26 protein-coding genes, 2 pseudogenes and 1 riboswitch are annotated in these 25,139 nt (G+C 57.1%); of the genes and pseudogenes, 7 read left to right on the forward strand and 21 right to left on the reverse strand.

The window, feature by feature from the left end:
• Positions 1 to 998: 998 nt before the first annotated feature.
• From FHS21_RS30970 to FHS21_RS31670, 4 genes and pseudogenes are all read right to left on the reverse strand, one after another.
• Positions 999 to 1,202, reverse strand: a complete 204-nt coding sequence (locus FHS21_RS30970) for a hypothetical protein (RefSeq protein WP_112532339.1) — start codon at positions 1,200 to 1,202, stop codon at positions 999 to 1,001.
• Between the two features lie 131 nt (positions 1,203 to 1,333).
• Positions 1,334 to 1,804 (reverse strand): phage terminase small subunit P27 family, encoded by a 471-nt coding sequence (locus tag FHS21_RS25685; RefSeq protein WP_162702130.1) that lies wholly within the window; start codon positions 1,802 to 1,804, stop codon positions 1,334 to 1,336.
• 246 nt (positions 1,805 to 2,050) lie between these two features.
• Positions 2,051 to 2,737: a 2-dehydropantoate 2-reductase gene (locus FHS21_RS25690; protein WP_210283629.1), complete on the reverse strand. Its 687-nt coding sequence runs from the start codon at positions 2,735 to 2,737 to the stop codon at positions 2,051 to 2,053.
• A gap of 22 nt (positions 2,738 to 2,759) precedes the next feature.
• Positions 2,760 to 3,065, reverse strand: a pseudogene (locus FHS21_RS31670) (ketopantoate reductase family protein); the annotation flags it as partial.
• Between the two features lie 245 nt (positions 3,066 to 3,310).
• On the opposite strand from FHS21_RS31670, the gene FHS21_RS25695 reads away from it, so the two are divergent.
• Both FHS21_RS25695 and FHS21_RS25700 read left to right on the forward strand, forming a co-directional pair.
• Positions 3,311 to 3,640 carry a hypothetical protein gene (locus FHS21_RS25695; protein WP_158482337.1) on the forward strand — a complete coding sequence of 110 codons (330 nt, stop codon included), beginning with the start codon at positions 3,311 to 3,313 and terminating at the stop codon, positions 3,638 to 3,640.
• Between the two features lie 392 nt (positions 3,641 to 4,032).
• A complete protein-coding gene (locus FHS21_RS25700) occupies positions 4,033 to 4,206 on the forward strand; it encodes a hypothetical protein (RefSeq protein WP_162713630.1) in 174 nt (57 codons plus the stop codon).
• Between the two features lie 213 nt (positions 4,207 to 4,419).
• Here FHS21_RS25700 and FHS21_RS25705 read toward each other — a convergent pair whose 3' ends face one another.
• The 11 genes from FHS21_RS25705 to mdcA all read right to left on the reverse strand — a co-directional run bounded on the left by FHS21_RS25705 (position 4,420) and on the right by mdcA (position 13,828).
• Positions 4,420 to 4,593: a hypothetical protein gene (locus FHS21_RS25705; RefSeq protein ID WP_162713631.1), complete on the reverse strand. Its 174-nt coding sequence runs from the start codon at positions 4,591 to 4,593 to the stop codon at positions 4,420 to 4,422.
• Positions 4,594 to 5,265: 672 nt separating this feature from the next.
• Positions 5,266 to 5,937, reverse strand: coding sequence for a hypothetical protein (locus tag FHS21_RS25710; protein WP_210283630.1), 672 nt, complete (start codon positions 5,935 to 5,937; stop codon positions 5,266 to 5,268).
• A 53-nt stretch (positions 5,938 to 5,990) separates the two neighbouring features.
• Positions 5,991 to 6,458: an ADP-ribosyltransferase-containing protein gene (locus FHS21_RS25715; protein ID WP_112551517.1), complete on the reverse strand. Its 468-nt coding sequence runs from the start codon at positions 6,456 to 6,458 to the stop codon at positions 5,991 to 5,993.
• Between the two features lie 496 nt (positions 6,459 to 6,954).
• Positions 6,955 to 7,734, reverse strand: a complete 780-nt coding sequence (locus FHS21_RS25720; protein ID WP_183664808.1) for an alpha/beta fold hydrolase — start codon at positions 7,732 to 7,734, stop codon at positions 6,955 to 6,957.
• Between the two features lie 109 nt (positions 7,735 to 7,843).
• Entirely contained in the window at positions 7,844 to 8,764 is a 921-nt protein-coding gene (locus FHS21_RS25725) for an ACP S-malonyltransferase (RefSeq protein WP_112531810.1), read from the reverse strand.
• A complete protein-coding gene (gene mdcB / locus FHS21_RS25730) occupies positions 8,758 to 9,609 on the reverse strand; it encodes a triphosphoribosyl-dephospho-CoA synthase MdcB (RefSeq protein ID WP_183664811.1) in 852 nt (283 codons plus the stop codon). The genes FHS21_RS25725 and mdcB overlap by 7 nt, the downstream gene beginning before the upstream one ends.
• Complete coding sequence (gene mdcG / locus FHS21_RS25735; protein ID WP_112531808.1) at positions 9,606 to 10,256, reverse strand: malonate decarboxylase holo-[acyl-carrier-protein] synthase; 651 nt, start codon at positions 10,254 to 10,256, stop codon at positions 9,606 to 9,608. The genes mdcB and mdcG overlap by 4 nt, the downstream gene beginning before the upstream one ends.
• Positions 10,249 to 10,965 carry a biotin-independent malonate decarboxylase subunit gamma gene (locus tag FHS21_RS25740; protein WP_112531807.1) on the reverse strand — a complete coding sequence of 239 codons (717 nt, stop codon included), beginning with the start codon at positions 10,963 to 10,965 and terminating at the stop codon, positions 10,249 to 10,251. Before FHS21_RS25740 ends, mdcG begins: the two co-directional genes overlap by 8 nt.
• On the reverse strand, positions 10,952 to 11,851 hold the full coding sequence (locus FHS21_RS25745; protein WP_112531806.1) for a biotin-independent malonate decarboxylase subunit beta: 900 nt from the start codon (positions 11,849 to 11,851) through the stop codon (positions 10,952 to 10,954). The genes FHS21_RS25740 and FHS21_RS25745 overlap by 14 nt, the downstream gene beginning before the upstream one ends.
• Positions 11,848 to 12,165, reverse strand: a complete 318-nt coding sequence (gene mdcC, locus FHS21_RS25750; protein ID WP_112531805.1) for a malonate decarboxylase acyl carrier protein — start codon at positions 12,163 to 12,165, stop codon at positions 11,848 to 11,850. The genes FHS21_RS25745 and mdcC overlap by 4 nt, the downstream gene beginning before the upstream one ends.
• 16 nt (positions 12,166 to 12,181) lie before the next feature.
• Positions 12,182 to 13,828: a malonate decarboxylase subunit alpha gene (gene mdcA / locus FHS21_RS25755; RefSeq protein ID WP_112531804.1), complete on the reverse strand. Its 1,647-nt coding sequence runs from the start codon at positions 13,826 to 13,828 to the stop codon at positions 12,182 to 12,184.
• A gap of 100 nt (positions 13,829 to 13,928) precedes the next feature.
• On the opposite strand from mdcA, the pseudogene FHS21_RS25760 reads away from it, so the two are divergent.
• The 3 genes and pseudogenes from FHS21_RS25760 to FHS21_RS25770 form a co-directional block, all read left to right on the forward strand.
• Positions 13,929 to 14,218, forward strand: a pseudogene (locus tag FHS21_RS25760) (FCD domain-containing protein); the annotation flags it as partial.
• Between the two features lie 229 nt (positions 14,219 to 14,447).
• On the forward strand, positions 14,448 to 15,266 hold the full coding sequence (locus FHS21_RS25765) for a glycoside hydrolase family 25 protein (protein WP_112531803.1): 819 nt from the start codon (positions 14,448 to 14,450) through the stop codon (positions 15,264 to 15,266).
• 117 nt (positions 15,267 to 15,383) lie between these two features.
• Positions 15,384 to 16,598: a lytic murein transglycosylase gene (locus tag FHS21_RS25770; RefSeq protein ID WP_112531802.1), complete on the forward strand. Its 1,215-nt coding sequence runs from the start codon at positions 15,384 to 15,386 to the stop codon at positions 16,596 to 16,598.
• Positions 16,599 to 16,612: 14 nt separating this feature from the next.
• On the opposite strand, the gene FHS21_RS25775 is transcribed toward FHS21_RS25770, so the two are convergent.
• Positions 16,613 to 17,839, reverse strand: coding sequence for an alanine racemase (locus FHS21_RS25775; protein ID WP_112531824.1), 1,227 nt, complete (start codon positions 17,837 to 17,839; stop codon positions 16,613 to 16,615).
• A gap of 141 nt (positions 17,840 to 17,980) precedes the next feature.
• Here FHS21_RS25775 and FHS21_RS25780 point away from each other — a divergent pair, with 141 nt between their 5' ends.
• Positions 17,981 to 18,919: a DMT family transporter gene (locus tag FHS21_RS25780; RefSeq protein WP_162702048.1), complete on the forward strand. Its 939-nt coding sequence runs from the start codon at positions 17,981 to 17,983 to the stop codon at positions 18,917 to 18,919.
• Between the two features lie 494 nt (positions 18,920 to 19,413).
• Here FHS21_RS25780 and metF read toward each other — a convergent pair whose 3' ends face one another.
• Together metF and FHS21_RS25790 are read right to left on the reverse strand one after the other, a co-directional pair.
• Complete coding sequence (gene metF / locus FHS21_RS25785; RefSeq protein ID WP_112531801.1) at positions 19,414 to 20,343, reverse strand: methylenetetrahydrofolate reductase [NAD(P)H]; 930 nt, start codon at positions 20,341 to 20,343, stop codon at positions 19,414 to 19,416.
• Entirely contained in the window at positions 20,343 to 21,350 is a 1,008-nt protein-coding gene (locus FHS21_RS25790; protein WP_112531800.1) for an ArsR/SmtB family transcription factor, read from the reverse strand. Before FHS21_RS25790 ends, metF begins: the two co-directional genes overlap by 1 nt.
• Before the next feature lie 125 nt (positions 21,351 to 21,475).
• On the opposite strand from FHS21_RS25790, the gene FHS21_RS25795 reads away from it, so the two are divergent.
• The gene (locus FHS21_RS25795) at positions 21,476 to 21,793 is read left to right on the forward strand and encodes a DUF2293 domain-containing protein (RefSeq protein ID WP_112531799.1); all 318 of its coding nucleotides are present in this window, start codon (positions 21,476 to 21,478) and stop codon (positions 21,791 to 21,793) included.
• Here the strand turns inward: FHS21_RS25795 and bluB are convergent.
• The 3 genes from bluB to ettA all read right to left on the reverse strand — a co-directional run bounded on the left by bluB (position 21,726) and on the right by ettA (position 25,106).
• Complete coding sequence (bluB, locus tag FHS21_RS25800; protein WP_112531798.1) at positions 21,726 to 22,478, reverse strand: 5,6-dimethylbenzimidazole synthase; 753 nt, start codon at positions 22,476 to 22,478, stop codon at positions 21,726 to 21,728. The two genes, FHS21_RS25795 and bluB, sit on opposite strands and share 68 nt — an antisense overlap.
• A 47-nt stretch (positions 22,479 to 22,525) precedes the next feature.
• Positions 22,526 to 22,703: riboswitch (cobalamin riboswitch) on the reverse strand.
• A gap of 26 nt (positions 22,704 to 22,729) precedes the next feature.
• Positions 22,730 to 23,338, reverse strand: a complete 609-nt coding sequence (locus tag FHS21_RS25805; protein ID WP_112531797.1) for an MOSC domain-containing protein — start codon at positions 23,336 to 23,338, stop codon at positions 22,730 to 22,732.
• Positions 23,339 to 23,456: 118 nt separating this feature from the next.
• A complete protein-coding gene (gene ettA / locus FHS21_RS25810; RefSeq protein ID WP_112531796.1) occupies positions 23,457 to 25,106 on the reverse strand; it encodes an energy-dependent translational throttle protein EttA in 1,650 nt (549 codons plus the stop codon).
• Positions 25,107 to 25,139 lie beyond the last annotated feature (33 nt).

Below are 25,139 nucleotides of genomic sequence, written 5' to 3' on the forward strand. Positions count from 1 at the left end.
CGACCAGATGATGCTTAGCCAGGTCGCAGGATCTGACGGTGAGGTCATCGACTATCTCGACGAGTTCTGGCGCTGAAAAATATGGCAAAGAATGGTGATGCGCGCATTGAGCACAAATCATAAAGATAGTGATGTAGCGGAATCCTTCCAGCCATTGGGTCGCAATGACCGCATGACGGAATACAGATCATTCGCACCGGTAACGGTCTTGAGCCCGTGAAAACCAAGCCGACGCGATGGCGCAAGGCTAAGGCGGCGTGCCTAGTGTTGTCCATCGAGAAAACTCAGTCGATGTGTAGGACTTTTGATTTTTACTGGTAGGCCTTTAGTCCGATCTCGGGTCGTCTGATTAAGGCTATCGTCTTTGGTGCCGACACCACCCCCCGTCGGCAAGGGGCCCCAAGCAAGGCCCAACAGCCCGGTCAGCTGACCCTTGAGACTCCAGCTGACCGGGCTTTTGAAGAGGATGACCTAAAGCATATTTTATTGGTTTGATGGAAGCCGATATCCAGATTGATATCAACGAATTGGCGGTGGTCGAAAGTCCACCGCCTTTTTGTTGGAACCTTGATCAGAACTTCACCTTGAAGCCAGTCGTGCCATTGACGCTGTACCTGTCGGCAAAGGATAAAGTTAAATAGGAAAAGTCTGTTTAGTGGCTTCCCGCCACTGCGTTGCAACGGCCTCGGGCTCTTCGTTCACCAGGATGCAGAAGTGACTAGGGCTTTGCGGTCCCAGAGTGTGAATGGTTGTATGTTGCGCGTCAGGATATTTCTGGACTGCAACGATCGTATGCGGGTTAACGTAAACAATCTGTCCTTCGGCGGATATGAACTTGAGCATTTCCTGGTCTCCTGATTTCTGGCTTTCGCGCCAACGCTACGTCCCGGTAGTAAGCAAGCCAAGAATGATCATTAGGTTAAGCTGACTAGTTCATGTCCCACCCAATGCCACCCGAGAGCATTATCGCCGTTGATGCCAGGGTAAGAACCAGCGGACTAAGCCGGCGAGGCTATGGCCAGAACGATAGCAATTACCAGCAATAATGGTCCCATCCATCTGAAATGGTGTACAAGGTTTGCGAGCCAAGCGTTCTGAGCACCTTGGTTGGGAGGTGGAAACGAAAGATAGCGAAAGCCTACTGCTGTCATCCACAATCCGGCGCAAAACATAATGAACTCGTCGATGTAAGCAGCAATCATGGCTGTTCTCCCCGAAGTGCCAAAAAGACGATCCAACAGTGTCGCCAACCTGAAAGCAAGGGGAGAGTAGCGCCATGTTCATGTCTCGTTCCGCGCCACCGGAGAGCATCACAGCTTTAATTGATGTAATCTTAATTGATGGTATCGCCGAAAATGTAGGCCTTAAAAGCGTCGTCCTGATCGGTTTCGTGTTCCGGTCGGGCCAATCTTGCCCGCGCGACCGGGCTTAAGCCCAGCTCGATTCCGGCGCCAGCCATTACCCGGTCGCAATGAAGCTGAATGCCTAGCAACGGGTTGCGCTTCGGTCCAGTCGGCGTCTGGATCAACATGCCGGACTTGGCGATCATGATTTCGCAATCGCGAAACCGCTGCCATGCGACGATGAAGCGTTCAACAATTGCGGTGTCGGCAGCGGCGAGCAGCTTATTCGGTAGCACCGCCATTAGGCGTTGCCAGCGTAGGCGCTGGTCGGCGCTGAAGTAGTCCGGGCATTCGGGTTTGCCATGCGCATTGAGATCTGGATCGATCCTGCGCTTGCCGCGATTGCCGTCCGCGACCTTCAGCGCCGAGCCACCCTTCCTGGTGTTTCTCGCCCTCGACAACAAAAGACCGCCCAGGGGGACGACCCAGGCGGTCTTTTGCGGACACGGGAGGATGTCCGCGCTTCAGCCGGGGGAAACTGAAGCGTGGTAGCCGGGGGAACTACCAAGCCTATCGGTTATCGGTGTTCGACGGGCACAACAAAAGGGTTACAAACAATCTGCCCGAGGCATAAGTATACATAGGTATCGGTTGCCTAAACGTGTCAGTAACTGGCATCCGCTCCCCGACCTGGCCCCGCATAATTATTATGCGGCCCTGTCGAAAAGCCCCAGCTTTCGAGCGCGCAATCGCGCCAAGCCCAACACACTGTCGATAAACGGCGTCGGCACGTCGACGATCTTTCCTATATCATGTGCTACCGTCAACAAGGCATCCAATTCAACGGGCTTTCCAGCTTCTGTGTCTTGCAGCATCGATGTTTTAAACGCACCCAAGGACTTGGCTCGTCCGATCATGTCCGTTGTCGACACAGTCATCGGAATATTGATGGCCTCGCCTATCGCCGCAGCTTCCTGCATCATGTGGACGCAGAGTTCGTAGACCAGAGGATCATTAATGATGATGTCGCTTGTCTCTCCCGTAAGCAGGCTGATCGGATTGATGCTGAGGTTACCCCACAATTTGTGCCAGATATCATTGCGTATGGCCGCGGTGACGTGACATGAAAACCCTGCCGCGTTGAGCAGGTCCTTGATTTCGTCCAGCCCGTCAACCTGGCTGTTGTCCGCGTAGCCGACAATCAGCTTGTTTCCACCATTGTGCCGGACTTTTCCGGGCGCATCGACAGAGCAAGCCATGTAGACGACGCAGCCGACCGTCTGGGCCAAGGGTATAGCCTTTTCGACAATCCCATGCGGATCCACAGCAGCCAGCCGTGTGTTGCTGAGTACCCCATTGCCGCCGACGAAAAACCACCAGGGGACGCCATTCATTGCGGTGATGAACTTTGGTGCCGGGGTTTAACAACGGCGCTATGTGTGAGGCCGCATCCTCAAGCGAGGTCGTTTTCACTGACACGATCACGTAATCTTGGGATTCCAGTTGAGAAGGGTCATCGGTTGCCCGAACATGAACACGGTGAGCCTTGCCGTCTTTCATCAATTGGAGGCCGTCGTTCTTGATTGCCGCCAGCGTTGCGTCATGCGCGATGACGCTGACTTCGGCTCCTGCCAGTGCCAGAAGGACACCCATGGTCCCCCCAATAGCTCCAGCGCCATAGATGCATACTTTTAAAGGTCGGGATTTCGTCATGGTGAGCATCGATGTTTTCACAGTCGTTTTGGATACCTAATGACCAAAATTGGGAATCACATGCGACAGAATCGCACTCAACCGCCTCACGCAAGAAAATAGCTCACTTGCATCCGCGCGGAAGACTTGGGGCCGAGAACCTCACGGCCCGTACACAATTCCATCACCAAACTCTGATTGGTCCGGAGCACTTACCGCCCCCACATCAAAGTAACTCCCCATGAAAAACAAAACACGATATTTAGGAGTGAATTATGAGGAAAACAGCAACAATTCTGGCAGTAGCGGCCTTGGGCGCTGTGATGGCAGTTGGCTCAGCGACAGATTCGATGGCGCGCGGACACGGAGGCCATGGTGGCCACGGCGGCGGTCACGAGATCTTCAGAAGCCACGGCTTCCACGGTGGTCATCACTTCGGCGGATTTCATGGGAACCGCGGCCATTTCAACCACTATGGTTATCACAACCGAGGTCACTTCCGGCACTTCAGGCGCTTTGGATCTCACGATTATTACTGGGGAAACCCCTACTATTCGTGCGGATTCCCGTTTCTCTTCGGCGGCGGCTATCCTTACTGCCGGTAGTCAGTCAGCCCTTTGAAGAACCCTCCGAATGGGCTGATCTCCCATCGGCCAGCCCATTCGACGACTGATATGATCAACGCTTGATCAAGTAACTGTGTCTGCGAGCAGGGTCAATCCGGGCGCTCAAGCGACCTTGCAAGAAGTTATACCAACAAGTTGCGAGTAATGTCACTAAAACTACTGGATCAGTTTGCATAAACCATCGTATAATTAAAGCCTCTCACGCGCACACCTAGATCTAGTTTACTTTTGTATTGGATACGAAAGCTTACAAGTTAAGGAGTGAGTTATGAGAAAATCTGTAACAACCCTGGCGGTATTGGCCTTAGGAGCAATGGTAGCCGTCGGCTCGGCGACTGAATCAATGGCACATGGCGGTGGTGGAGGCGGACATGGCGGTGGCGGGCACGGCGGTGGTGGCAGCCATAGCGGGGATTCTGGCGGTGGTGGTCGAGGCCTTGGCGGCGGTGACCATGGTATGGGACGCGGTTTCGGCGACGGCGGTCATAGCTTCGGCGGCCGTTCGCAAGGTTCAGGTGGCATCTTCGGCAGTGCTCGTGGCGTGATGGCAAGTCATGATCGCTTTGATGGCCGCAGAGATCACTTTAGGGACTTCCGCCGCGACGATAATTACGGATACTGCGATCCCTACTCCTGTAACTGACGACTCAAATCCGGCTCCCCGGTAAAACGGGGGCCGGATTTGAAAACAAACTCAGGAACGAGGTTGAAGGGGGCAAATCGTGCGCATAACTTTGGCAATGCGGCCTTCGTATTTCTCAAGCTGCGCAACTGTCATATTGCATATGCAGGCGCTCGTAATACTGCGGATAGTGAATGCGAACCCATTCGCTCGCGCCGCGGAGGTATGCTATTTCCACAGCGTCGTAGAGTTCGTGTTCGAGTTCCTCAGTGCGGATTGCGGAAGGATCAGTTCTTTGAATCGTGCTCATGTTCAGTCCAATCATCTTTGACAATTTGCAGAATAAAAATACTGCCTCCAATGAAGTATGAACGGACGTCAGCGTTTTGAATTATACTCTGGTTTACATCAACTAAACGTTGGTTGTCATAAGGAAGTGGCGAGAAAAATATGTCGGCAATCAGGAGCAACCTGACGGCATTGAAAGCTAGAAGACTTCTCCAGGCTCTGAATCTTTTGCAGGCACGCTGCTTTCTGCCAACAAAATTCGAGCGTCGACGAGACCACGCATGATGGTGCCAATTGGCAATGCCAGAACTTCGGCAACCTCACTATAAGACATTCACTCCACGTAGGTTAGGAATACCGCCGCGCGACAGGCATCCGGCAATGCCATTACCCGGTGTAAGATCAGATCAGCATCGCACGCAATGTATCCGCTATCGCTATGGCCGTTGCTACCACAATTGGAACGGTGTTTGGAACCAGACAGAATGCAATATTGAGAACAACCAGCAATCCATACGCTGGCTGCAGGGTAACAAGGGATCGCTCTCAAGCGCACAGATGCACGTCTGTTCGACAAGCTTTTCTGCAATATGGTCGTCGAGGGAGAGAATCACCCCAAAACGTCATAGGTGGCCGAGATAGTGCGAGAGGTCCGCCCTCATTTGGCGCTCATCCACTACCATTTGCTCCGCCGTTACATCGGTGGAACCACGCCATCAGCGCCGACCACGACACGATGTGAGGTGAACTTGCTGTCGGCTCCGAATTCCGAGGGGGCAAACACTGCGGCACCAGTCTTTAGATCATCTGCTTTCCCGACCGCCAATGCCACGATGGGCGTATTGTCCGGGATCGCGATCTTCTTTTGACCGCCGCGATAGGTGACTGTGACGGTCTGACCGTCTACGCCCTTGACGGCATTTGCAACGGTCGCATTGGTCATGCTGCTGTTCGGCTTCAGATCCCACGCATAGTTGCCCTCGCCAGTACCCTTGAGGGCTGCCGGGAAGATAACGACTTCGAGCGCACTGCTGGTGCCTCCGCTTGTCGGAACATTGGCAATGCCGACAAAATCACCTTCTTTGATGTTGTCTATCGACGCCTTGGTCACGGTGTTGACAGTCAGATCGTCTGCAAGGATGATTGCTGTCTCGCCGCCTTCCAGCGTTTTGATAACCAACGTCTTTCCGGCGATGCTTTCGATTGTCCCGCGTACATTGACGTGACTGGATGTTTGGGCGGCGCTAGGCTGGTTGTTTGACTTCATCATCGTGCTTTGTGCATTGCTTTCTAGCGACAACGACATCAGACAGGTTGTTCCCAGCACAAGACCCAGCAGCAATTTTTTGGCGATTCCAAGAGGCATACTCGTTCTCCGTTCTTTCATTTTTCAGCGAGTTCATGAACAACAACTAATGTTCAGCTTGAGGGATATGTTCGAAATCGCCCCAACAAGGATCTGAGCTTCAACAAAGGCGGGGTGTTCCGTTTTCGCGTATCGGGAATTGCGAGATCGGGGCTGCGGTCGAAGCTTTGAATCTGTCTCGGGTAGAAAGCGACGACTTCGACGTAGCTGTCTTGCAGGAGCAGGACCCCGTCATACCCCAATCCTATCAATCTCTCGCGTGCATGCTCGATCGGCCGAAAAATTCTCGTGGCTGCGATCCACTCATCGTACGAAAGACGTTTATCAAGAACATAGGGGTTCTGCAGTGTCACCTTGGCGACGACCGGATCGAGACCGTTCGAATATTGCCGCTCAAGCTCCATATCGTTGGAGAAATAGAAGCCGCGGCCGAATGCACCGCTGTCGTTGCACTCGCTAAAGTTGAAGCCTCTGAAATCGGCATCGGTGCCGTGGCACAGGATCAGAGTGAATGTGGACATCGTACGACCTCAGTGGAGATACCTGCGCTCGCCCAGCAAGGCGCTGTCGTCAAATCTGATGAGCAGCCGCTGGTAATGTGTTGGGTGATTAAGACGAACCCATTCGGTCGCGCCGTGAAGAACCGCTGCCTCCACGGCACAGTCGAGGTTGGCTTTGAGGCCGTCTATGGTGACCTGGAGGCTACGCGTTTGGTTGGCCGCCTGGGGAGTTTCTTCATTCATTGATCTATTAGGCATTTGCATTCCAATCTACGTTTCCCGCCATGAGCGGGTGTTGCCACAACAACAACGGATCGCCGCTGCAATCATTATAGTTTTGGGGAAACTGTAGGCGTTTTATATTATACCCTCGTATCAGAACGTTAGACATTGGTTCATGGTAAGCGAACGGCGCACTTAGTCCGAGGCTCGGCCGATGGTCGCAGGGATATCCAACCGTGCCATCGATCGTTTTGGGGCACATCGTGATCTGGCCGCGAAGCAGTTCAGGAAAGAGCTACGGGTGCTGACCAGCTGCTTCCAGGATCAATTGGGCGATCTTGTCGGGATGGGAGATCAGCGAAAGATGGCTTGCCTTCACTTCGATCGTCTTGGCACCCATTCGCTTCGCCATGAAGCGTTCGAGGTCCGGGTTGATTGTCCGGTCTTCCGTCGAAACAGCATAGAAACTCGGCTTCGAGCGCCAGGCTGCCTGCGTGGTCTTGCCGGTGAGAAGAGCTTTTTGGAACGGCTCCTGGACTGCATAAAGCACCTTGGCCTTTGCTTCCGGCAGGTCGCCCGCAAAGTCGCGCAGGAATGCAGTCTCGCTGAGGCGTCCTTCATCGCCGTCGAAAACGATGCCAGCGGTTGCCGGTGGCGTGGGAAATGTCTTGGCCAGCGCCGCGTAATCTTCGCCTGCGTCCGGTGCCCGCGCCGCGATGTAGACAAGCGCCGAGACATTGGGATGGACACCGGCTTCGCTGACAATCATCCCGGCAAAGGAATGTCCGACTAGAACTGTCGGGCCATCCTGCCGTGCCAGTACCCGCTGGACGGACGCAACCGCTTCGGGGAGCGTCGTCAGGGGATTTTGTACGGAGGTGGCATTGAGGCCCGCCTTTTGCAATCGTGCGATCACCTCGGACCAGCATGATCCGTCGGCGAACAGTCCGTGCGCGAAAACAACATTGCGCGCCTTTGCCGGTGCGGGAGCCGCGGCCATGCTGCGGGTCGAGACTAGGGTGGCGGCGGCGCCGGCAACAAGGGCGGCTGAGAAAGTGCGTCTGTTCATCATCATAGTGTGGTTTCCTTTGTGTTGGACAATTTGATGGATGGTATGCGGGCATGCAGGCTCAGAGTGGGAACCCGGAGCGGTAGAAATCGGTTCGCAGCCAGGGCGTCGTGGCTTATCCGGGCGCGAGCCACTTGCGGATTCCTGCGACGGAACGGAAAGCGTCGGCGGCGTAGCTTTGAACGTCGGGAAGCGCTGCGCGCGCCATCTCGGCAAGCGCGTGCCCAGGCCCGAGATCCAAGGCGCGGTCGACGCCAGATTCGGAAAGAACGTCCAGGGTTGTGGCCCAATCGACTGGGGTTGCGACTTGGGCAGCCAGCTTCGCCGCTGCCGTCGCCACTGCGACGACGCGTTCGCCATCGCCGCCGGCTAGCAGAAGGCGACCGGCTATCGGCTCAGCCAATATCTCGGTTGCCAGCGCCGCCCGCAGGGGGGCGACTGCGGTTGCGAGATGAGTTGTGTGGGAGGCGATTTTGACGGCGAGAAGATCGGCGCGGACTGCGCCAGCCGCCAAGGCCGCGGCGCAGATCGCGATGACATCGGGTTCACGGCCGCCTACTATGAACAGATTGCCGGGATTGGTGATCGCGATCGCGCAATGATGACGTTCCGTCAAGAGTTCGACCGTCGGTTGCCGCAACCCGCGGATATAACCTAGCCGTCCGCCGACGCCTCCTGCGGCATCCATCGCGCGCGCGCGTTCGTCAGTAAGTCTCAACGCAGTCGCGGCCGTCCAGATTCCCGCGATGCTCCAGGCGGCCATCTCGCCGACACTATAGCCGGTGACCGCGAGCTGCTCCGGAAGAGCATCTTGAATGCAGGCATGCAGCGTAAGCGCCGCCGTCACAGAAAGGATCTGGCTGGTGCGGTTGGTGGCCAGTCGAACGCTTTTGGCATTCTGCACTAGATGGCGCGGGTCGTCGCCGAGAAGGCGCGTGGCCTCCTCGAAGATCGTTGCAGCTTCCGGCCGGTCGGCAACGAGGCTGAACATATCCGCGGACTGCAAGCCTTGCCCGCCGCAAAGCAGAGCTAGCATGGTGCCTCCAGACGATCGACAAAAAGCGCCATGGCCAACAGGTCTGCGCACCCGCCAGGGCTAAGATTGCGGGCGGTGAAAGCTCTGTGAATAGCAGTGGCCCGCGCTTGCCAGTCCGTTTGCGCCACACCGCCTTCCGCCAGGAAGGTCGATGCTTGCGCCTGTGCGAATGCCAGCCCGACCGCTCCACCCCGATGCAGGAGATTGGTGTCTTCGACGGAGGCGATCAGAGCCATGCAGGCATGGACGCGCGCTGCCTCGTCGCCACGAGCAAACCCACGGCCAGCTCGAAGTGCCGGCAGGGCGATCTTGTAGACCGACGGTAGGCCCTGTGCTGCCTCGGCGCGAGCGCCACCAGCACCATAGTATCGTGCCGCATTGGCGCCGTGGCTGTGCAAAGAAACCGGGCCCGTCAGAATAGCCTGCCCCCATCGCTCGGCGATGATCACACCGAGAGAGCGGTGTATGCCGTAAACATGTCGAAAGCCCGCAGCGGCAGCAAGAAGCCCCAGGCCGAAGATTGCGCCGCGATGGGTGTTCACACCGCCCGTCGCAGTGAGCATGGCACCCTCAGCGGCGATGCCGATCGCACGCAGGCGATCCATGCCAGCGCCTACAGCGCCCGCCGCCGCGAGATCGGCAAGAAATGGGGCGAGCGTTTCCGCGCTGCGGATCAGCAGCGCAGCGTCCATGTCAGAATGCGCGCCATTGTCGATGTGACTGACCAAGCCGGGCTTTGGATGGGTTTCGACTTCCAGCCTCAGACAGAGCGCTGCGAGGTCGCCGACATCTTCACTCCTGAAGCTCGGCTCGAACGTATAGGCGAGCGAAGTCGTGGCGATCATCGCATGCCTCCCGCGAGAATATCGGCTCGGCAGACGACGCGCACGTCTCGCAGACCTTTGACAATGATGCTGCTACCAGCGCCTGCACCTCGCAGTTCTCGCCACTGCACGGCTCCCGCGGCGTTATGAATTTCGCCGTCGATTCGCATCAGCGCGGTCTCGTCAATGGCCGTGATGCCCTCGAGCAGGGATTCGACATCGCCACCGGGGGGTAAATACCACAGTAGATCGAGGTCCGAGGCAGCGGAAAGGTAGGGCAACGCTGTAAGGCACTGCCAAGCCAGGCTGCCGAAGACCCGGGTAGTTGCATCAAGGCGGATCAACTGGGCGATGCATGGGTGCCAGCAGGCGGGTGCTGATAGGACGGCGGCGGACAGGAACGGCGGCGGATCTGCGCGCAGGATATCGTCCGGATCGAGCGTTACCGCGATGCGGCGTTTACCCTGTGCGAGCGGCAGGGGAAGACCGAGAGCCACCTTTCGCGCGTCGTCGCTGCAGAGCGGGCGTCTGACGACAAGCGGATAGCCGGCATCGACCCATCCCGCGACGAGGGGCTCATTCGCCAGGTCGGGGCGCTGCGCCATCAATGCGGACCATGCGCGCGGCGAGGGTTTTACCATCGTGTGGCGCGGGAAAATCTCAGGCATGGGATGCCTCCTTTTCGACGCGCTGAGCGATGGAGGCCGCTTTTGGTCGCCCGCCTCGGCCTTCTCCCAAACGATCGCGTGCGTCCCCGCCGGTCTGCTCGGCCAGAAGTGCGAGAAACTGTTCGGCAAGCGATTGATCGGGATTCCATACGGCGTGGATGGCGCCGGTCTGCGCCAGGTTTTCCAGACCCGGCGCGAACACCGGTGTCTTCTCGGCCTTCGCCTTCAGGACCTCAATCGGCAGTTTGGTGACACGTGCCATCGACGGCAGATCCATCACAGCCGGGTGTGCGCCCGGGAGTGCGACAAGCGTGCCGGTGGCCAGTGCGGTCGCAATGAAGGCGCCGGCAGCGCTACCGCCATAGAGCAGGCCGATGGTCCTATGGCCCTGCGCCCCGGCCAGCAGCAGCGTCTTGGCCAAGTGGGCCAGGCATTCGCTGAGGCCCAGCAGTTCGTCACGCCGGCTCATCCGTTGACTGGAGGAGTCGATCAGCACGAGAATGGGCGCAGCGCTCCCTTTGCGCGTAATCTCCAACACATGGCCGGCAAGGATGAGCGCACCTTCGCAGCCGAGCGGGCTTTGACCGGCGATGCCGATGACATGAACCTTGATTGCGTTGATGATGCCGCTACCGGAGATCAGATTGCCCGTGACAGCCACCTCATGGCCGCCCGGGAACAGCGAAGCCAGGATATCAGCGAGCTCCATTGGCCGTCTCCCGCTTGTTCGTAGTGCGTCGCAAAAATTCGTCGGTTGCAAGGCCTGGTATTTCGGTGGGCTCGCTGACGCCAATGTCTGTCCAGATATCAATGGCATCATGCGCCTTGCCGAAACGGTGGAGGCGGTGTTCGAGACGTTGCTGCTCGGCCTCCAGCACGTCGGCATCAAGCCGGCCGTTCCCAGCAAGCACAATGAGCGCAGCTTCGCGGAAGGCCAGGACATCGTCATCGGCGAAGGCATCGGCACCGCCGATCAGATAGCGGTGCTTACCGCCCATTGTCCGCCAGACAAGGGCGCGGTCGCGCGAGTCGAATTCCTCAATCCCCTTGTTTGTCTCGATCACTTCCGGACCGCTGACGCTGATGCGACCCTGTTCCGAAACGATCAAGGCAGAGCAGCAACCGGCGATCAGACTGCCACCGCCATAGCATCCGGCGCGGCCACCGATCAGGCCGACGACCTGCACGCCAGCCATCCGCGCCTCGACGAGTGCGCGCATGATTTCGGCAATGGCGAGTTCGCCGGCATTGGCCTCCTGCAGTCTGACACCGCCGGTGTCGAACAGGATCAGCACAGGTTCTCCGAGCGTTCGGGCGGCCCGCAGAAGGCCGGTGAGCTTGGCGCCATGCACTTCGCCGAAAGCACCGCCCATGAAGCGTCCCTCCTGAGCCGCTACCAATATGCGGCGACCTTCGAGAGTGCCGTGACCGACAATGATGCCATCGTCGAATTGTTCCGGCAGATCGAAGATCGCCAGATGCGGGCTGATCTCACGCTGCTCGGGGCCGATAAATTCTGCGAAGCTGCCGGGATCGAGCAGTGCTGCGACCCGCTGGCGGGCGCCCGCTTCATACCAACTGTTTTCGGACGTCATGCTTCAAGCTCCTCGATCAGACGGACACCTTGAGCGAGACGCAGAGAGACCATATCCGGCCGCGCCCCGCCGTCATTGATGGAGATGTGCAGGCCGCCCGCCGGCCGCCGCGTCACAAAGTCCTCGATCACCGCTTCCCACACGGCTGCAAAACCGCGCGCTGCCGTGGCGATATCGATTATGCAGATGTTTGCTGGCAAATTGCGCTCGAGAAGCACTTCCAGATTGCCCGAGGCGACGACGCCGACGATGGCTCTTGCACGGGTACCGGTGGCGGGGGTTGACGGCTTCATTGTGAAACTGAGCTTTTCCATGGTACGTTTCCCCTCATTACCAATTTCGGAACTGACTCGGAGGCTGATAGAGACCACCCGAGGCCAGCATGAGATCCTTGATCGAGCGCGCTGCCAGCATGCGGCGGTCCGCATCGAGCGGATCGATACCGAGATCCTCCGGGCGGCGGATGACGCCGCGTGCGCGTAGCCGTTCGACCATCTTGCGATCACGTGCCCGCCCTACATCGGTGTAACCGGCAACACCGCGGATTGCCTGTTCGCGCTCGTCATTGTCGCGACAGAGCAAGAGGTTGGCGATGCCATCCTCGGTGATGATGTGGCTAACGTCATCGCCGTAGATCATGACCGGTGCGAGGTCGAGGTCGAGCTTATCCGCAAGTTCGAGGGCGTCGAGCTGTTCTACAAACAGCGGCACGTTCTTTTCACCAAAGGTCTCGCCGATCTGGACCACCAGTTTACGCCCGCGGCGCAGGCCTGCTGCGGCATTGGGATCGGCATCAGCGCCCGCTTTCAGCCAGGGCTCGCTCGGATGGCGACGCCCGCGCGAATCAGACCCCATGTTGGGGGCACCGCCAAAGCCGGCGATGCGGTTGGTCGTAACCGTCGAACTATGGCCCTGGAGATCGATCTGTAGAGTGGAGCCGATGAACATGTCGCAGGCATAGAGCCCCGCGACCTGGCAATACGCGCGGTTGGAGCGGAGTGATCCATCCGGGCCGGTAAAGAAGATGTCGGACCGCGCCGAGAGATAATCGTCCATGCCGACTTCGGAGCCGAAACTGTGGATCTGCTCCACCCAGCCGGCCTCGATTGCCGGAATGAGCGTGGGATGCGGATTGAGCGCAAAATGCGTGCAGATCTTGCCCTTCAGACCAAGTTTTTCGCCGTAGGTGGGCAATAGCAGCTCGATGGCGGCGGTGTTGAAGCCGATGCCATGGTTGAGACGGCGAACACCGTAGGGCGCATAGAGCCCCTTGATGGCGAGCATTGCCGTCAAGATCTGCGTCTCAGTGATCGCGCCCGGATCGCGGGTGAACAGCGGTTCGACATAGAACGGTTTTTTTGCGTCAACGACGAAATGGACCAAGTCTCCGGGGATATCGACGCGCGGCACCTTGTCGACGATCTCGGCCACTTGCGCCACAACCATGCCGCTCTTGAAGCTCGTGGCTTCCACGACGGTCGGCGTATCCTCGGTGTTGGGGCCGGTGTAGAGGTTGCCGTCCCGATCTGCACTGACCGCGGCGATCAACGCCACCTGCGGCGTCAGATCAATGAAATAGCGGGCGAAGAGCTCCAGATAAGTATGGACGGCGCCGAGCTCGATCTTGCCGCCGGACAGCATGCGCGCGATGCGCGTCGATTGCGGGCCCGAATAGGAGAAGTCCAGCCGCTTGGCGACGCCCTTCTCGAACACATCGAGATGCTCCGGCAGCACGACGCCCGATTGCACCATGTGGAGATCATGGATCTTGCCGGGATCGAGATTGGCAAGTGCCTTGGCGAGTATATCGGCTTGCTTCTGATTATCGCCCTCCAGGCAGACGCGATCACCTGGCCGGAGGACTGCTTCCAGGAATTGAGGGAGGTCATCCAAGGCGACGCTCTTGCCGCAGGCATAGCGCTGGCCGGCATAGCGTCGCAGTGCGAGAGCCTCCTTTTGTGTACTCCAGTTCCGCATTTCTGGTACTCCGTGCACAACTTGTCCCAGTCTTAGCGAGGCAACGATCAAAGCTCTATTATACTTAGGTGTGGTCGCTAAAAGCCAAGCGGTGCTCAGAATGTGCGTCAGGCTGGCGACCTATCGGATGACACCGCTTGAGCGTAGCCATCTGATAGAATTGCACGATGCCTCCGAGCAGCTAGTCGCGCGGGGTGATTTCCATGCCTACAACGCCTTCAACTTGGAATTCCACGAGGGTCAATATCGCGCCACTCACAATGGCTTCCTAGCCGAACAAGCGATTGCAGTGCGCGCTAGACTTAACGCCTTCCGGCGCACCCAGTTGCGGCAGGGAGAACGCCTGGCAGATCCAGGGATGAACATGAGGCTATCAGGATCGCCGATGCGTAGAGTCAATGTGGAGTCAAGAAAAGTTCCCGAAAAAGAGTTTGAAATGCGGTTTTGCAATTCCCGACTAGATACCGTATCTCGTCCAAAACGGCCGAAAATACGCGGAATTTATGAGATAGCTAAATTGCCTTTGGCTAATTTCTAATATGCAATCTTTATTAAGCATAATGACGCATCTGTAAGGTACCTGTGACGCACCGTCCACGATTCGATACGGAACTCCTTCATGAAACGACTTGCAGCCAGTATATTGACCCTCTTGCTCGCCGGCTGCACCACGGTTGACTACGACTTCTCCGCACCAAAGCAAACTTCGGCCGTTCAACAGATCGCCGCCCCGACAGGCAATGTGAGCGCGCCGCGTTTCGGTGATCGCGATCCTCACGACTGGACCGGCAAGACCCCGTGGCGATATCCGATTCATGGAACGGACGTCTCGAAATATCAGTCCACAGTTGATTGGCAGACGGTACGCAGCAGCCGTATTTCCTTTGTCTTCATAAAGGCGACCGAAGGCGGCGACAGGTTCGACGAACGATTTGGCCAGAACTGGGCGGCGGCGCGCGCTGCAGGCATCCCTCGCGGTGCCTATCACTTCTATTATTTCTGCCGTACCGCCAAGGAACAGGCGCGCTGGTTCATCGAGCATGTTCCTAACGACCCCGGGGCTTTGCCCCCGGTTCTCGACATGGAGTGGAACGCCGCTTCTCCAACCTGCAAGCTCAGGCCAAATGCTGCTGTCGTGCGCGGCGAAATGCGCACCTTCCTGGATATCCTAGAACGTCACTACGGCAAGCGGCCAATCATCTATACGACCGTCGATTTCTTCGACGATAACGATCTGAGGCAACTTGCCAATTATCCATTCTGGTTGCGCTCGGTGGCAGGTCACCCCGATGAGAAGTACGGACCGCATCCCTGGACGTTCTGGCAATATACCGGGACCGGAGCAGTCCCTGGCATACGCGGCGACGCAGATATCAATGTTTTCGCGGGCAATGAAAGCGCCTGGAAACAGTGGCTGGTGCGCAACAAGGTCCGATAAAGCTTAGCGCCAGCGTTTTCTCGCACTTCTTTGACTTCACGCCATCCACATATTCGTGCATTAGCAGGAAAAATTCCGCGTGTACTGAACGCGCCCGTTATCAATGAGATTTTTCTTATGAACAAACTATCGATTGCATTTGCCGTCAGCCTTTTTGCCCTGTCCAGCACTGCCCGTGCCCTGGATCAGGTGGCGCCGACGCAACCGGTAGTGGCAAAACCCGCATGCGGGGGCGAACTGGAACCGTGGTTCAATGGACTGATCGCCGAGGCAAAAGCAGCCGGTGTAACCGATAGGGGCTTGGGTGAGCTTCTCAAGGCTTCGATGGACGACAAGGTACTGGAGCGCGACCGCGCCCAAGGCGTCTTCAATCAGACTTTCCTCACTTTCTCCTCGCGCATGGTGTCCGATTACCGTTTGAAACAGGGCGCGGCAAACCTCAAGAAGTATGCGGATACCTTTGCCAAGGCAGAAGCTGAGTATGGCGTTCCAGGACCGGTGATCGCAGCATTCTGGGGTCTTGAAACGGATTTCGGTGCAGTTCAGGGCGATTTCGATACTTTGAACGCACTCCTGACGCTCTCATTCGATTGCCGGCGGCCCGAACTTTTCCGCCCGCAGTTGATCGCTCTTCTGAAGCTTTTTGACAGCGGTGTCGTCGATGCCAAGACGACCGGCGCCTGGGCTGGCGAGATCGGTCAAATGCAGATGCTGCCAACCGACTATCTCGAGCGCGGCGTCGACGGTGATGGCGATGGCAAGGTCGATCTGAAGCACAGCGCGCCAGATGCGATCATGACCGCTGCTCGTGTGATGCATGATCTGGGCTGGCGCAAGGGTGAGCCATGGCTGGAGGAAGTAGAGCTCACACAAGAGCTGCCTTGGGAAAATGCCATGCGCACCAACCGCCTGCCCCACTCCAAGTGGGCTGCATGGGGTGTTACCGGTATGAAGGGACCGCTCGGTCCCGACGATGGCGATGCCTCGCTGCTGCTTCCGATGGGCCGCAAGGGCCCAGCTTTCCTTTCCTATGCAAATTTCGACATTTTCGTCGAATGGAACAAATCGATCATCTACGCAACGACAGCAGCCTATTTTGCCACTCGCCTGGCCGGAGCGGGTCCGCTTGAGCCAACCAATCCTGAAGCCGGGCTCAATCCCGAGCAAATGAAGGAATTGCAGAACAAGCTTGCGGCGCGGGGCCACGATATGGGCCCGAAGATCGATGGCGTGTTCGGCATTCTTACCCGCGATGCGGTACGCGACGAACAGATCCGCCTCGGTCTGCCCGCCGATGCGTGGCCAACACCCGAACTCCTCGGCAAGCTTTAGAGCTTCGTCGCGAGCTACTGCGCAGGCGCCATCGTCTCGAGTGAGGCAAAACCTTCCGGTCGATCACCTTCGTCGAAGGGTGTTTCCACCTCGACGAACGTGTCAGGGTAAAAGCCGTTGAAGCGGGTGCGCAGCGATAGCGAGTAAGCTCCGATATTACCGATCTCGATCCAGTCCCCAGTGTCGACCGTTTCCGGCAACCAGAACGGGCGTGACAGGATATCGACGGAGTCGCACGTTGCGCCGCACACCCGGAACGGCACAATTTCCTTCGGATCGCCATGGCGGTGCTTTTTGGCTGGATCGGGGATGAAACGGGCAGGCAGCGTGATCTTGCCGGTCCACGAATCGGACAGCGACGCCCAGATACCGTCATTTATGTATAGCCGTCTGCCCTTGCGTAAGAGAACACGCACGATCAATGAAAACGCCCGAGCGACAATGACGCGACCCGGCTCTGCCACCAGGGGCAAATCACCAAAACCATACTCCTTGATATCGCCCCGCAGCCGCGACATCAGTTGGCCAAGCGACGGCATCTCGACATGCTTGCGTTTCGGGTCATGTCCGTACTCAGCGGGAAAGCCACCACCGACGTCGAGACCCGCCAAGGGAACCCCGGCGCGGTTGCGCACCCAATCAGCCGAGCTCAAGGCACGCTCATAGGTGTCTGGATCCTCGATCTGGCTGCCAACATGAAAACACAGGCCCACCATGTAGCCGATCTTGTGGGCGCGCTGAAGCAGCTCTACTGCATGTGCTGGCGCGGCACCAAATTTCTTCGATAACTCGTAGGCGGCATGTCCCTTGGTTTGCAGCCTTATGTATAGCGTTATGCTGGCTGGATCGATATCCAGTGCACGCACAATGCGGGTTACCTTGGCGATCTCATCCTCATGGTCCACTGCCAGAACACGAATGCCGTAGGTTTCGAGAGCAAGGCGAATATCCGACTGCGCCTTGATCGGGTGCATATACAGCATCTGCGCATCCGGTGCGACCTTGCGCACCGCTTCGAACTCTCCCGGGGATGCCACATCGAAAACGCTGATGCCATTGCGTGCCAGCGTTTCGAGCACAAGATTTTCGCCATTGGTCTTGACCGCATAAGCCGTCTCGCCCGGGAACATCTTCATGAACTGGTGCGCGTCATCGATCAGAACTTGCGGCCGAAAACAGTAGACTGGCTGGTCCGGCCGCAGGGTAAGCGCTGCTTCACGGGCCGAGGCGAATCGTTGCATCGTTTTGTTCTGCGTCATGCAAAACTCTTATCAAGGACAGGTGACAGACGAAAGTCGGTTTCTTGCAGCTGGAATCGGGTGGTTTTATACCGTTGAACAGCTAGAAACCTTATCAGACTGCACTGTCGAAAGGATCTATCCGTGTCCACCGCGCAAACAACGTCGCCCAATCCTCTCGCCATGACCAGCTTCGCATGGTTGCAATTGCTCCTTCTTGGCGCAATCTGGGGTGGGTCATTCTTCTTTGCGCGTGTCGCGGTTCAAGTGGTTCCCCCGTTAACGTTGGTGCTTTTTCGCGTGGCAGTAGCAGCTCTGGCACTTCATCTCTATCTGCTTAGCCGCGGCGTCCGGTTCTGGGACTACCGGGATCATGCATTTGAGTTCGCTGGCCTTGGCCTGCTGATGAACGTCATCCCCTTTTCCCTGCTCTTCATCGGGCAGACAGTTCTTGGCGCAGGTGTCGAGTCGATCCTCAATGCTACAACACCGATCTGGACGGTCGTTGTCGCCGCCATCCTTACGGTAGACGAAAGGATCACGATCAACAAACTTGTCGGCATTCTCCTGGGCATATTCGGGCTCGTCATCATGATCGGCCCTGGTGTTCTCACGGGTCTCGGTGGTCCGCTTTGGGCTGAAATTGCTGTGATCGGCGCCACCCTCTCCTACGCTTTTGCCGGCATTCTGGCGAAGCGCTTCAAGGGAGTGCCACCCACAGTAACGTCCACCGGTCAAATGACCGCGTCCACGCTCATCATGATACCCGTGGTGCTCATCTACGACGGCGTTCCTGCCGTAGCGAACATTGATACCGGTGTCTGGTTGGCCATTCTCGGTCTTGGCCTTCTGTCGACCGCTTTCGCCTATATCCTCTATTTTTCGATCGTCCGGACGGCCGGCGCAACAAATGCATCACTCGTCACTTTGATCGTTCCAGTCAGCGCTATTCTGCTTGGAACAATTTTTCTCGACGAGGAGCTCGCGCTTCAGGACTTCGTTGGCATGGCATTGATCGCTCTTGGATTGTTGACGATCGATGGCAGGCTGCTCTCAGCGCTGCAAAAGCGCCAAAAAGCGTAAAGTTTTCAATATACCGTTAGCCTTATAGCTCGGGGTCCGCGGCTTAATTCTGGCCTAATTGTGGCAAAGCTCGAGCTACACCCCTTATGTGTGACCTTTTTGCTGCACTGCAAAAATATACCGCTTTTGGGAACATTTTATCGTGATTTGAATATTTTTTATTGCTCTAAATGGGTTTAAATTCAAAAACTTAGGTTTGGAGGGCAAAAAATTTCTACTATCCATGTCACAAGACCGCAATATTTGGGCTTTTTATGTGGCAAATTTGCGCTATGCTAAATGGGTTAACTGCAGGAGACGAGCGATGGGACTAACTCGATCGATGAATGTCCTTATGATCTGTGCAGCGTTCGCATTTATTGGTGCAATGGTCGTAGGACTAATCCCCTGATTGTAAATAAGAGCGCTACGAAGATGGTCTCTGACCGTTAAGCGAATAGAAAACAGGAGGGCGGCCCGGTTATAGCAACCGGGCCGTTTTCGTTTCAAATTGCCTAGGCTGCAGCCCCGGCAAGACTGGCATCAACCGTATCGCTGCTACCAGGACGAACGCCAATCAAATGACAGATGGCGAAGGGTAGATCAGCCCGGTTCATTGTGTAGAAATGGAAATCCTGGATACCGCGCTCGACCAGATCGAGCACCTGTTCGGCGGCAACCGCTGACGAGACCAACGCGTGCGTCTGCGGGTCATTGTCCAGCCCGTCAAACCGCTCGGCAAGCCATGCGGGAATATGCGTTCCGGCCTTCGAGCAGAAATTGGTGACCTGCGTGAAATTATGGATCGGCAATATGCCGGGCAGGATCGGAATATAGATGCCAGCGCGGCGAACCTTTTCAACGTAACGTTCATAAAGATCGTTCTCGAAAAAGAATTGCGTGATCGCCCGCGTCGCGCCATTGTCGACCTTGCGTTTCAGCATGTCGATATCCGTGGCAAAATCTGGACTTTCCGGATGCTTTTCCGGATACGCGGAGACGGAAATGTCGAAGTCCGCGAAGGCTTTGAGTCCCGCGACCAGCTCGGCGCCGTTCTCATAGCCACCTGGAGTTGGTTTATAATGCGCGCCAACGCCGCCGGCCGGATCGCCGCGCAACGCCACGAAGCGCTTGACGCCCATGGCCGCAAACTCGCGCACAACCGTATCCACTTCTTCCTTGGTCGCATCGACGCAGGTCAGATGGGCGGCGGCATTGACGTCGGTTTCAGTCAAAATCCGCTTGATTGTACGGGCAGTACGCTCCCGGGTGGTGCCGCCGGCACCGTAAGTCACCGATACGAATTCAGGATTGAGCGGCGCAAGGCGCGTCACCGTTTCCCAAAGCCGTTCTTCCATGACTTCCGTCTTTGGCGGGAAAAACTCAAATGAAACACGGATAATTGACCCAATATCCGAACGGCGGGACTGGCGGAAAAAACTCATTATACGCTCTCCGTTATGCGGGAGGTTGAATCGGGATCGGCGATCAGCAGGCGTGGGTCGCGTGCCAGCCACAATTTGACGGTCAGTTTGTCATCGCCCTTCGGTTCTAGATCGCGGCTCTCTTCGAGCATCAATCCAGCCTCGGTCAGCCAGTCGCGCATCTGCCCGTCATTGAACCCAAGACGCACATGCGCATGATTGTCGCGCAGGAACTCAAGCTCATGCGGGGCAAAATCGACGATCAACATTCGCCCGCCTGCCCGCAACGCGCGCGCCGCTTCGCGGATTGCTTCCGCCGGATTGTCGAGAAAGTGCAGGACCTGGTGAATCGTCACGAGATCGAAAGACTCCCGATCGACCGGCAGCGAATAGACGTCGCCGTGGCGAACCTGCGCGTTGGCAATCCCGTCGCGGTCGAGGTTTGAACGGGCGATAGTCAGCATGTCGCGATTAATGTCGATGCCGACACCGCGCACATAAAGCGGCGCAAAAAGCTCCAGAAGGCGGCCTGTGCCAGTCCCAACGTCGAGCATGGCCTGGAAGGGCTTGCGACCGACGATCTTGATGAGCGCGTCCTCTACCGCGCCATCCGGGACATGCAGCGATCGGATCGCGTCCCAGCTGGTGGCATTGGCACTGAAGTAGGCAGCCGCACGCTCGCGACGCTGCAGTTTCACCGAGGAAAGGCGTTCAAGATCACGCTCCAACAGCGGATCGGCGTTGTCCAGACGGTCCAGAAGAGAGCGCGCGATGTCGCCGACGATCAGCGATTCTGCCAAACGGAAATAAGCCCAGGAACCTTCCTGATAACGGTTGATGAGGCTTGCTTCAAACAGGAGCTTGAGGTGGCGTGACACACGTGGCTGTGACTGGCCGAGAATAGTCGTAAGGTCCGAAACTGTCAGGTCGCCGCGCGACAAGAGCGCCAGAATACGCAAACGACTTGGCTCGGCCGCTGCTTTCAGCGTATCGACCATCAGATCAAGATTGAGATTGCGCTTGTCCATCATTCACCTCAAAAGACATAAAGATATGTTTATGTGAGAAATCAAATTTTGGCAAGTTGTTTTTGCCGTTGACGACAAATTTTGCCGCGTTTGAAATATGACCAAGAATCACGCAAGGAACCTGCATGAGCACAGGAACAAACCGCCAGCGCGCGATCAACAAGGCGCTGACGCTGCTTATCCCGGCGGTGCCCTATTCGGATTCGGAGCCGATAAGGGCTGCTGCTGGCGCGCCGCACATGCGGTCATTGCCCCCTCCCATCGCGGTGTGGCTTGCTGCCGTGGCACATGTCCGCCACCAGCACACGGACTATGACGCCCTGCGCGATGAAGGGTATGACAAGGAGAGTGCGCGATTCTTCGTGCTAGACGCCATCAATCGGAAGTTGACAGAGTGGCGAGCGACGCGTCTGCTGGATCCTGATGAGGAAGATCCGAGCTGATGCTGGTCGTGTCCTGCCATTGATCTTGGAAAATCAGGTTCTCTAGGGGTAATCTTTTGGCCCAGCCGCGCTTTTGCAGTTCCGGCGTGTCGTAGAGTTCATCGACATAACCGATACAGAGGTACGCTATGATCTCGACATGCTCCGGAATGCCGAGGATACGGCGCATATCCTGATCGTGGTAAATGCTGACCCACCCGACACCGATGCCCTCAGCCCGAGCCGCGAGCCAAAGATTTTGCACAGCGCAGACGGTACTATACAGATCCATCTGGCGATTATGCGTGCGTCCAAGCACCACGTTGCCGCCACGCGTGCGGTCGCAGGTGATGCACAGGTTGATCGGCGCCTTGAGAATGCCTTCGAGCTTCAGCGAAGCATACAGCGCTTGCCGTTCGTCGCTGAATAGCGACTTGGCCTCCTCGTTGGCGCGGGTGAAGGCGCGATGTATCTCCGCCTTTCGCGTCTCGTCGCGAATGACGATAAAGTTCCACGGCTGCATGAATCCGACCGACGGTGCATGATGCGCGGCGTCCAGCAGCCGCATCAGCACCTCGTCGGGGACAGCTTGCGGCAGGAACTGGTCGCGCACGTCGCGCCTTGTATGGATGGCTTTGTAGACTGCAGCGCGTTCATTTGGGGAAAAACTGCTGGCTGCAACCGGACCTGATAAAACATCGCGCATTGCTTGCTCCCAACAACGCTTGGAAACTCTCCCCGCTGTCCGCGCGGTTTAAGCTATGAGGTCCGGCCGGTCTTCTGACTGAGGTTCATCTGAACCGCGCGCCTTCCGGATATCTCCGTGGCATCTGCGCGGCCCATCCCCTTTACAGCGTTGGGCACGTGCCGGAGTCACACCGGCTTCCCGATTCTCCCGCAAAAAGCAGGCACCGGACCTTCAGTCCATTCGCCATAGAAAAGCTCTTGGCGCAAGCCTTAGATCGGATAAATCCATTGCTCAGGCACCCGTACATCGACTTTTTCACCGGCGCGAATGGTGCCCGGTTTCTCGATCCAGGCGACGATACCACGCAGGCGCTTCGAGACCCTGACGAAGTCAAGCGCTGTCGTCGTGTGATCTTCTGTGTCTGCATGTTCGCCGATGGAGCGTCCCGCCACTTTGCAAGGGGCATTTTGCCCGTCGACCTTCAGGGTGACGCCTCCTTCGAAGAACATCAGCGTCCGTGGCGGCAGCATCGAAAGCGCCGGAATACCGTCAATGACCATGTTGCCGCCGATCCATTCAGCCTTCAGTTCAGACAATCCCATACCAACAGCGACATCCGCCAGTTCGTCCGATGCGAGAATGGAAAGCTGGCGCTCGTTGCGCATTTCCGTGCCGCGCGGATACCAGGGCTCACGCCCGCCGGACTTGCGCGTTGGACCAGCATGAAAATCGCCAACGATGCCGTCGAATGTGAGATCAAGAGAAGCTGCAGGCGTCGTGACAAAATCGCCTGCGAGAGCTTCGAACAGCCCACTTACCCGCCCGCTAAGCTTGCGTGAAGGTAGTATTTCAGTTCTGGTTTCAAACAGGTCGGTCATTGCACCCCTCCGTGAGACTCCCCGCATACTAGAAATTCAAGCCACGAAAACCAGCAAATAAGCCTGATGGGTTCGTCAAAAATGGTGATGGGAGAACGTCTCCGCCTCCCACTACCGTTTATCGAGTTAGCGGCTTGTAGCTCGGACGCTTCGGGTTGACGCTGTCCGGGCCAAGGCGGCGGATCTTGTCGTTCTCGTAGTCCTCGAAATTGCCTTCGAACCATTCCACATGGCTGTCGCCTTCGAATGCGAGGATATGTGTCGCCAGCCGGTCGAGGAACATGCGATCGTGGCTGATGATCACGGCGCAGCCTGCATATTTTTCCAGCGCGTCCTCAAGCGCCGCCAGCGTTTCGGTGTCGAGATCGTTGGTGGGCTCATCGAGCAGAAGAACATTGCCACCAGCCTGCAGCATCTTGGCGAGATGCACGCGATTGCGCTGACCGCCCGAGAGATTGCCGACCTTCTGCTGCTGATCGCCGCCCTTGAAGTTGAACGCCGAGACATAGGCACGTGAGTTCATCTCGTGCTTGCCGAGCTTGATGATTTCATTGCCGCCCGAAATTTCTTCCCAGACGTTCTTGTCAGCCTTCAAATGATCGCGGCTCTGATCGACATAGCCAAGATGCACTGTTTCACCGATGCGGATGGATCCGGAATCCGGCTTTTCCTGTCCGGTGATCATCTTGAACAGGGTGGTCTTACCCGCGCCGTTGGGGCCGATAATGCCGACAATGCCGCCGGGCGGCAGCTTGAATGTAAGGTTTTCGATCAGCAGTCGATCCCCGAAGGATTTGGCGAGGCCTTCCGCTTCGATCACCACCTGACCAAGGCGCTCGCCTGCCGGAATGAGAATCTGTGCGTCGCCGGGCCGCTGATCGTTGGCCGCGTCCACCAAGGCGTCATAGGCCTTGATACGCGCCTTGGACTTGGCCTGACGAGCCTTGGGGCTCGCCGAAATCCATTCGCGCTCGCGCTCCAAAGCTTTCTGGCGCGAGTCGTCCTCACGACCTTCCTGCTGCATGCGCTTGGCCTTGGCGCCGAGATAGGCCGAGTAGTTGCCTTCATAAGGAATACCGCGACCGCGATCGAGTTCGAGAATCCAGCCGGTAACATTGTCGAGGAAGTAGCGATCGTGGGTGATCAACAGCACCGAGCCCTTGTATTCGCGCAGATGCTTTTCCAGCCACGCCGTGGTTTCCGCATCCAGATGGTTGGTCGGCTCGTCGAGGAGCAAGAGGTCCGGTTGCGAAAGCAGAAGACGGCATAGAGCCACGCGGCGGCGTTCACCGCCGGAAAGGTTGGTTACCTCGCTGTCCCCAGGCGGGCAGCGCAATGCTTCCATGGCCATCTCGACCTGCGATTCCAGATCCCAGAGGTTCTTGGAATCGATGATATCCTGCAACTTCGCGCCCTCGTCGGCGGTCTCGTCGGAATAATTCATCATGACTTCATTGTAGCGGTCGAGAATGGCCTTCTTGTCGGCAACTCCGTCCATGACGTTGCCCATCACATCCTTCGTCGGGTCGAGAACGGGCTCCTGAGCGAGATAACCAACTGTCGCGCCCTCAGCCAGCCAGGCCTCGCCTGTGTATTCTCTGTCCATGCCGGCCATGATCTTGAGGATCGTCGACTTACCGGCACCGTTCGGCCCGAGGATACCGATCTTGGCATCGGGGTAGAAAGAAAGATGAATGTTTTCAAGAACCTTCTTGGTTCCATATGCCTTGTTCAGGCCGGCCATATGATAGATGAATTGGCGTGCCATAACGCGCGTCACTCCGGTGTTCGGGATTTTAGG

The sequence above is a fragment of the Phyllobacterium trifolii genome, assembly GCF_014192095.1.
Taxonomy (GTDB): domain Bacteria; phylum Pseudomonadota; class Alphaproteobacteria; order Rhizobiales; family Rhizobiaceae; genus Phyllobacterium; species Phyllobacterium trifolii.

Excerpts from the sequence above, each read along its gene's own strand:
- FHS21_RS30970 (WP_112532339.1), bottom strand. The coding sequence starts at position 1,202 with ATGATTGCTGCTTACATCGACGAGTTCATTATGTTTTGCGCCGGATTG.
- FHS21_RS25690 (WP_210283629.1), bottom strand. The coding sequence starts at position 2,737 with ATGAATGGCGTCCCCTGGTGGTTTTTCGTCGGCGGCAATGGGGTACTC.
- FHS21_RS25695 (WP_158482337.1), top strand. The coding sequence starts at position 3,311 with ATGAGGAAAACAGCAACAATTCTGGCAGTAGCGGCCTTGGGCGCTGTG.
- FHS21_RS25700 (WP_162713630.1), top strand. The coding sequence starts at position 4,033 with ATGGCGGTGGCGGGCACGGCGGTGGTGGCAGCCATAGCGGGGATTCTG.
- FHS21_RS25705 (WP_162713631.1), bottom strand. The coding sequence starts at position 4,593 with ATGAGCACGATTCAAAGAACTGATCCTTCCGCAATCCGCACTGAGGAA.
- FHS21_RS25710 (WP_210283630.1), bottom strand. The coding sequence starts at position 5,937 with ATGCCTCTTGGAATCGCCAAAAAATTGCTGCTGGGTCTTGTGCTGGGA.
- FHS21_RS25715 (WP_112551517.1), bottom strand. The coding sequence starts at position 6,458 with ATGTCCACATTCACTCTGATCCTGTGCCACGGCACCGATGCCGATTTC.
- FHS21_RS25720 (WP_183664808.1), bottom strand. The coding sequence starts at position 7,734 with ATGATGATGAACAGACGCACTTTCTCAGCCGCCCTTGTTGCCGGCGCC.
- FHS21_RS25725 (WP_112531810.1), bottom strand. The coding sequence starts at position 8,764 with ATGCTAGCTCTGCTTTGCGGCGGGCAAGGCTTGCAGTCCGCGGATATG.
- mdcB (WP_183664811.1), bottom strand. The coding sequence starts at position 9,609 with ATGATCGCCACGACTTCGCTCGCCTATACGTTCGAGCCGAGCTTCAGG.
- mdcG (WP_112531808.1), bottom strand. The coding sequence starts at position 10,256 with ATGCCTGAGATTTTCCCGCGCCACACGATGGTAAAACCCTCGCCGCGC.
- FHS21_RS25740 (WP_112531807.1), bottom strand. The coding sequence starts at position 10,965 with ATGGAGCTCGCTGATATCCTGGCTTCGCTGTTCCCGGGCGGCCATGAG.
- FHS21_RS25745 (WP_112531806.1), bottom strand. The coding sequence starts at position 11,851 with ATGACGTCCGAAAACAGTTGGTATGAAGCGGGCGCCCGCCAGCGGGTC.
- mdcC (WP_112531805.1), bottom strand. The coding sequence starts at position 12,165 with ATGGAAAAGCTCAGTTTCACAATGAAGCCGTCAACCCCCGCCACCGGT.
- mdcA (WP_112531804.1), bottom strand. The coding sequence starts at position 13,828 with ATGCGGAACTGGAGTACACAAAAGGAGGCTCTCGCACTGCGACGCTAT.
- FHS21_RS25765 (WP_112531803.1), top strand. The coding sequence starts at position 14,448 with ATGAAACGACTTGCAGCCAGTATATTGACCCTCTTGCTCGCCGGCTGC.
- FHS21_RS25770 (WP_112531802.1), top strand. The coding sequence starts at position 15,384 with ATGAACAAACTATCGATTGCATTTGCCGTCAGCCTTTTTGCCCTGTCC.
- FHS21_RS25775 (WP_112531824.1), bottom strand. The coding sequence starts at position 17,839 with ATGCAACGATTCGCCTCGGCCCGTGAAGCAGCGCTTACCCTGCGGCCG.
- metF (WP_112531801.1), bottom strand. The coding sequence starts at position 20,343 with ATGAGTTTTTTCCGCCAGTCCCGCCGTTCGGATATTGGGTCAATTATC.
- FHS21_RS25790 (WP_112531800.1), bottom strand. The coding sequence starts at position 21,350 with ATGGACAAGCGCAATCTCAATCTTGATCTGATGGTCGATACGCTGAAA.
- FHS21_RS25795 (WP_112531799.1), top strand. The coding sequence starts at position 21,476 with ATGAGCACAGGAACAAACCGCCAGCGCGCGATCAACAAGGCGCTGACG.
- bluB (WP_112531798.1), bottom strand. The coding sequence starts at position 22,478 with ATGCGCGATGTTTTATCAGGTCCGGTTGCAGCCAGCAGTTTTTCCCCA.
- FHS21_RS25805 (WP_112531797.1), bottom strand. The coding sequence starts at position 23,338 with ATGACCGACCTGTTTGAAACCAGAACTGAAATACTACCTTCACGCAAG.
- ettA (WP_112531796.1), bottom strand. The coding sequence starts at position 25,106 with ATGGCACGCCAATTCATCTATCATATGGCCGGCCTGAACAAGGCATAT.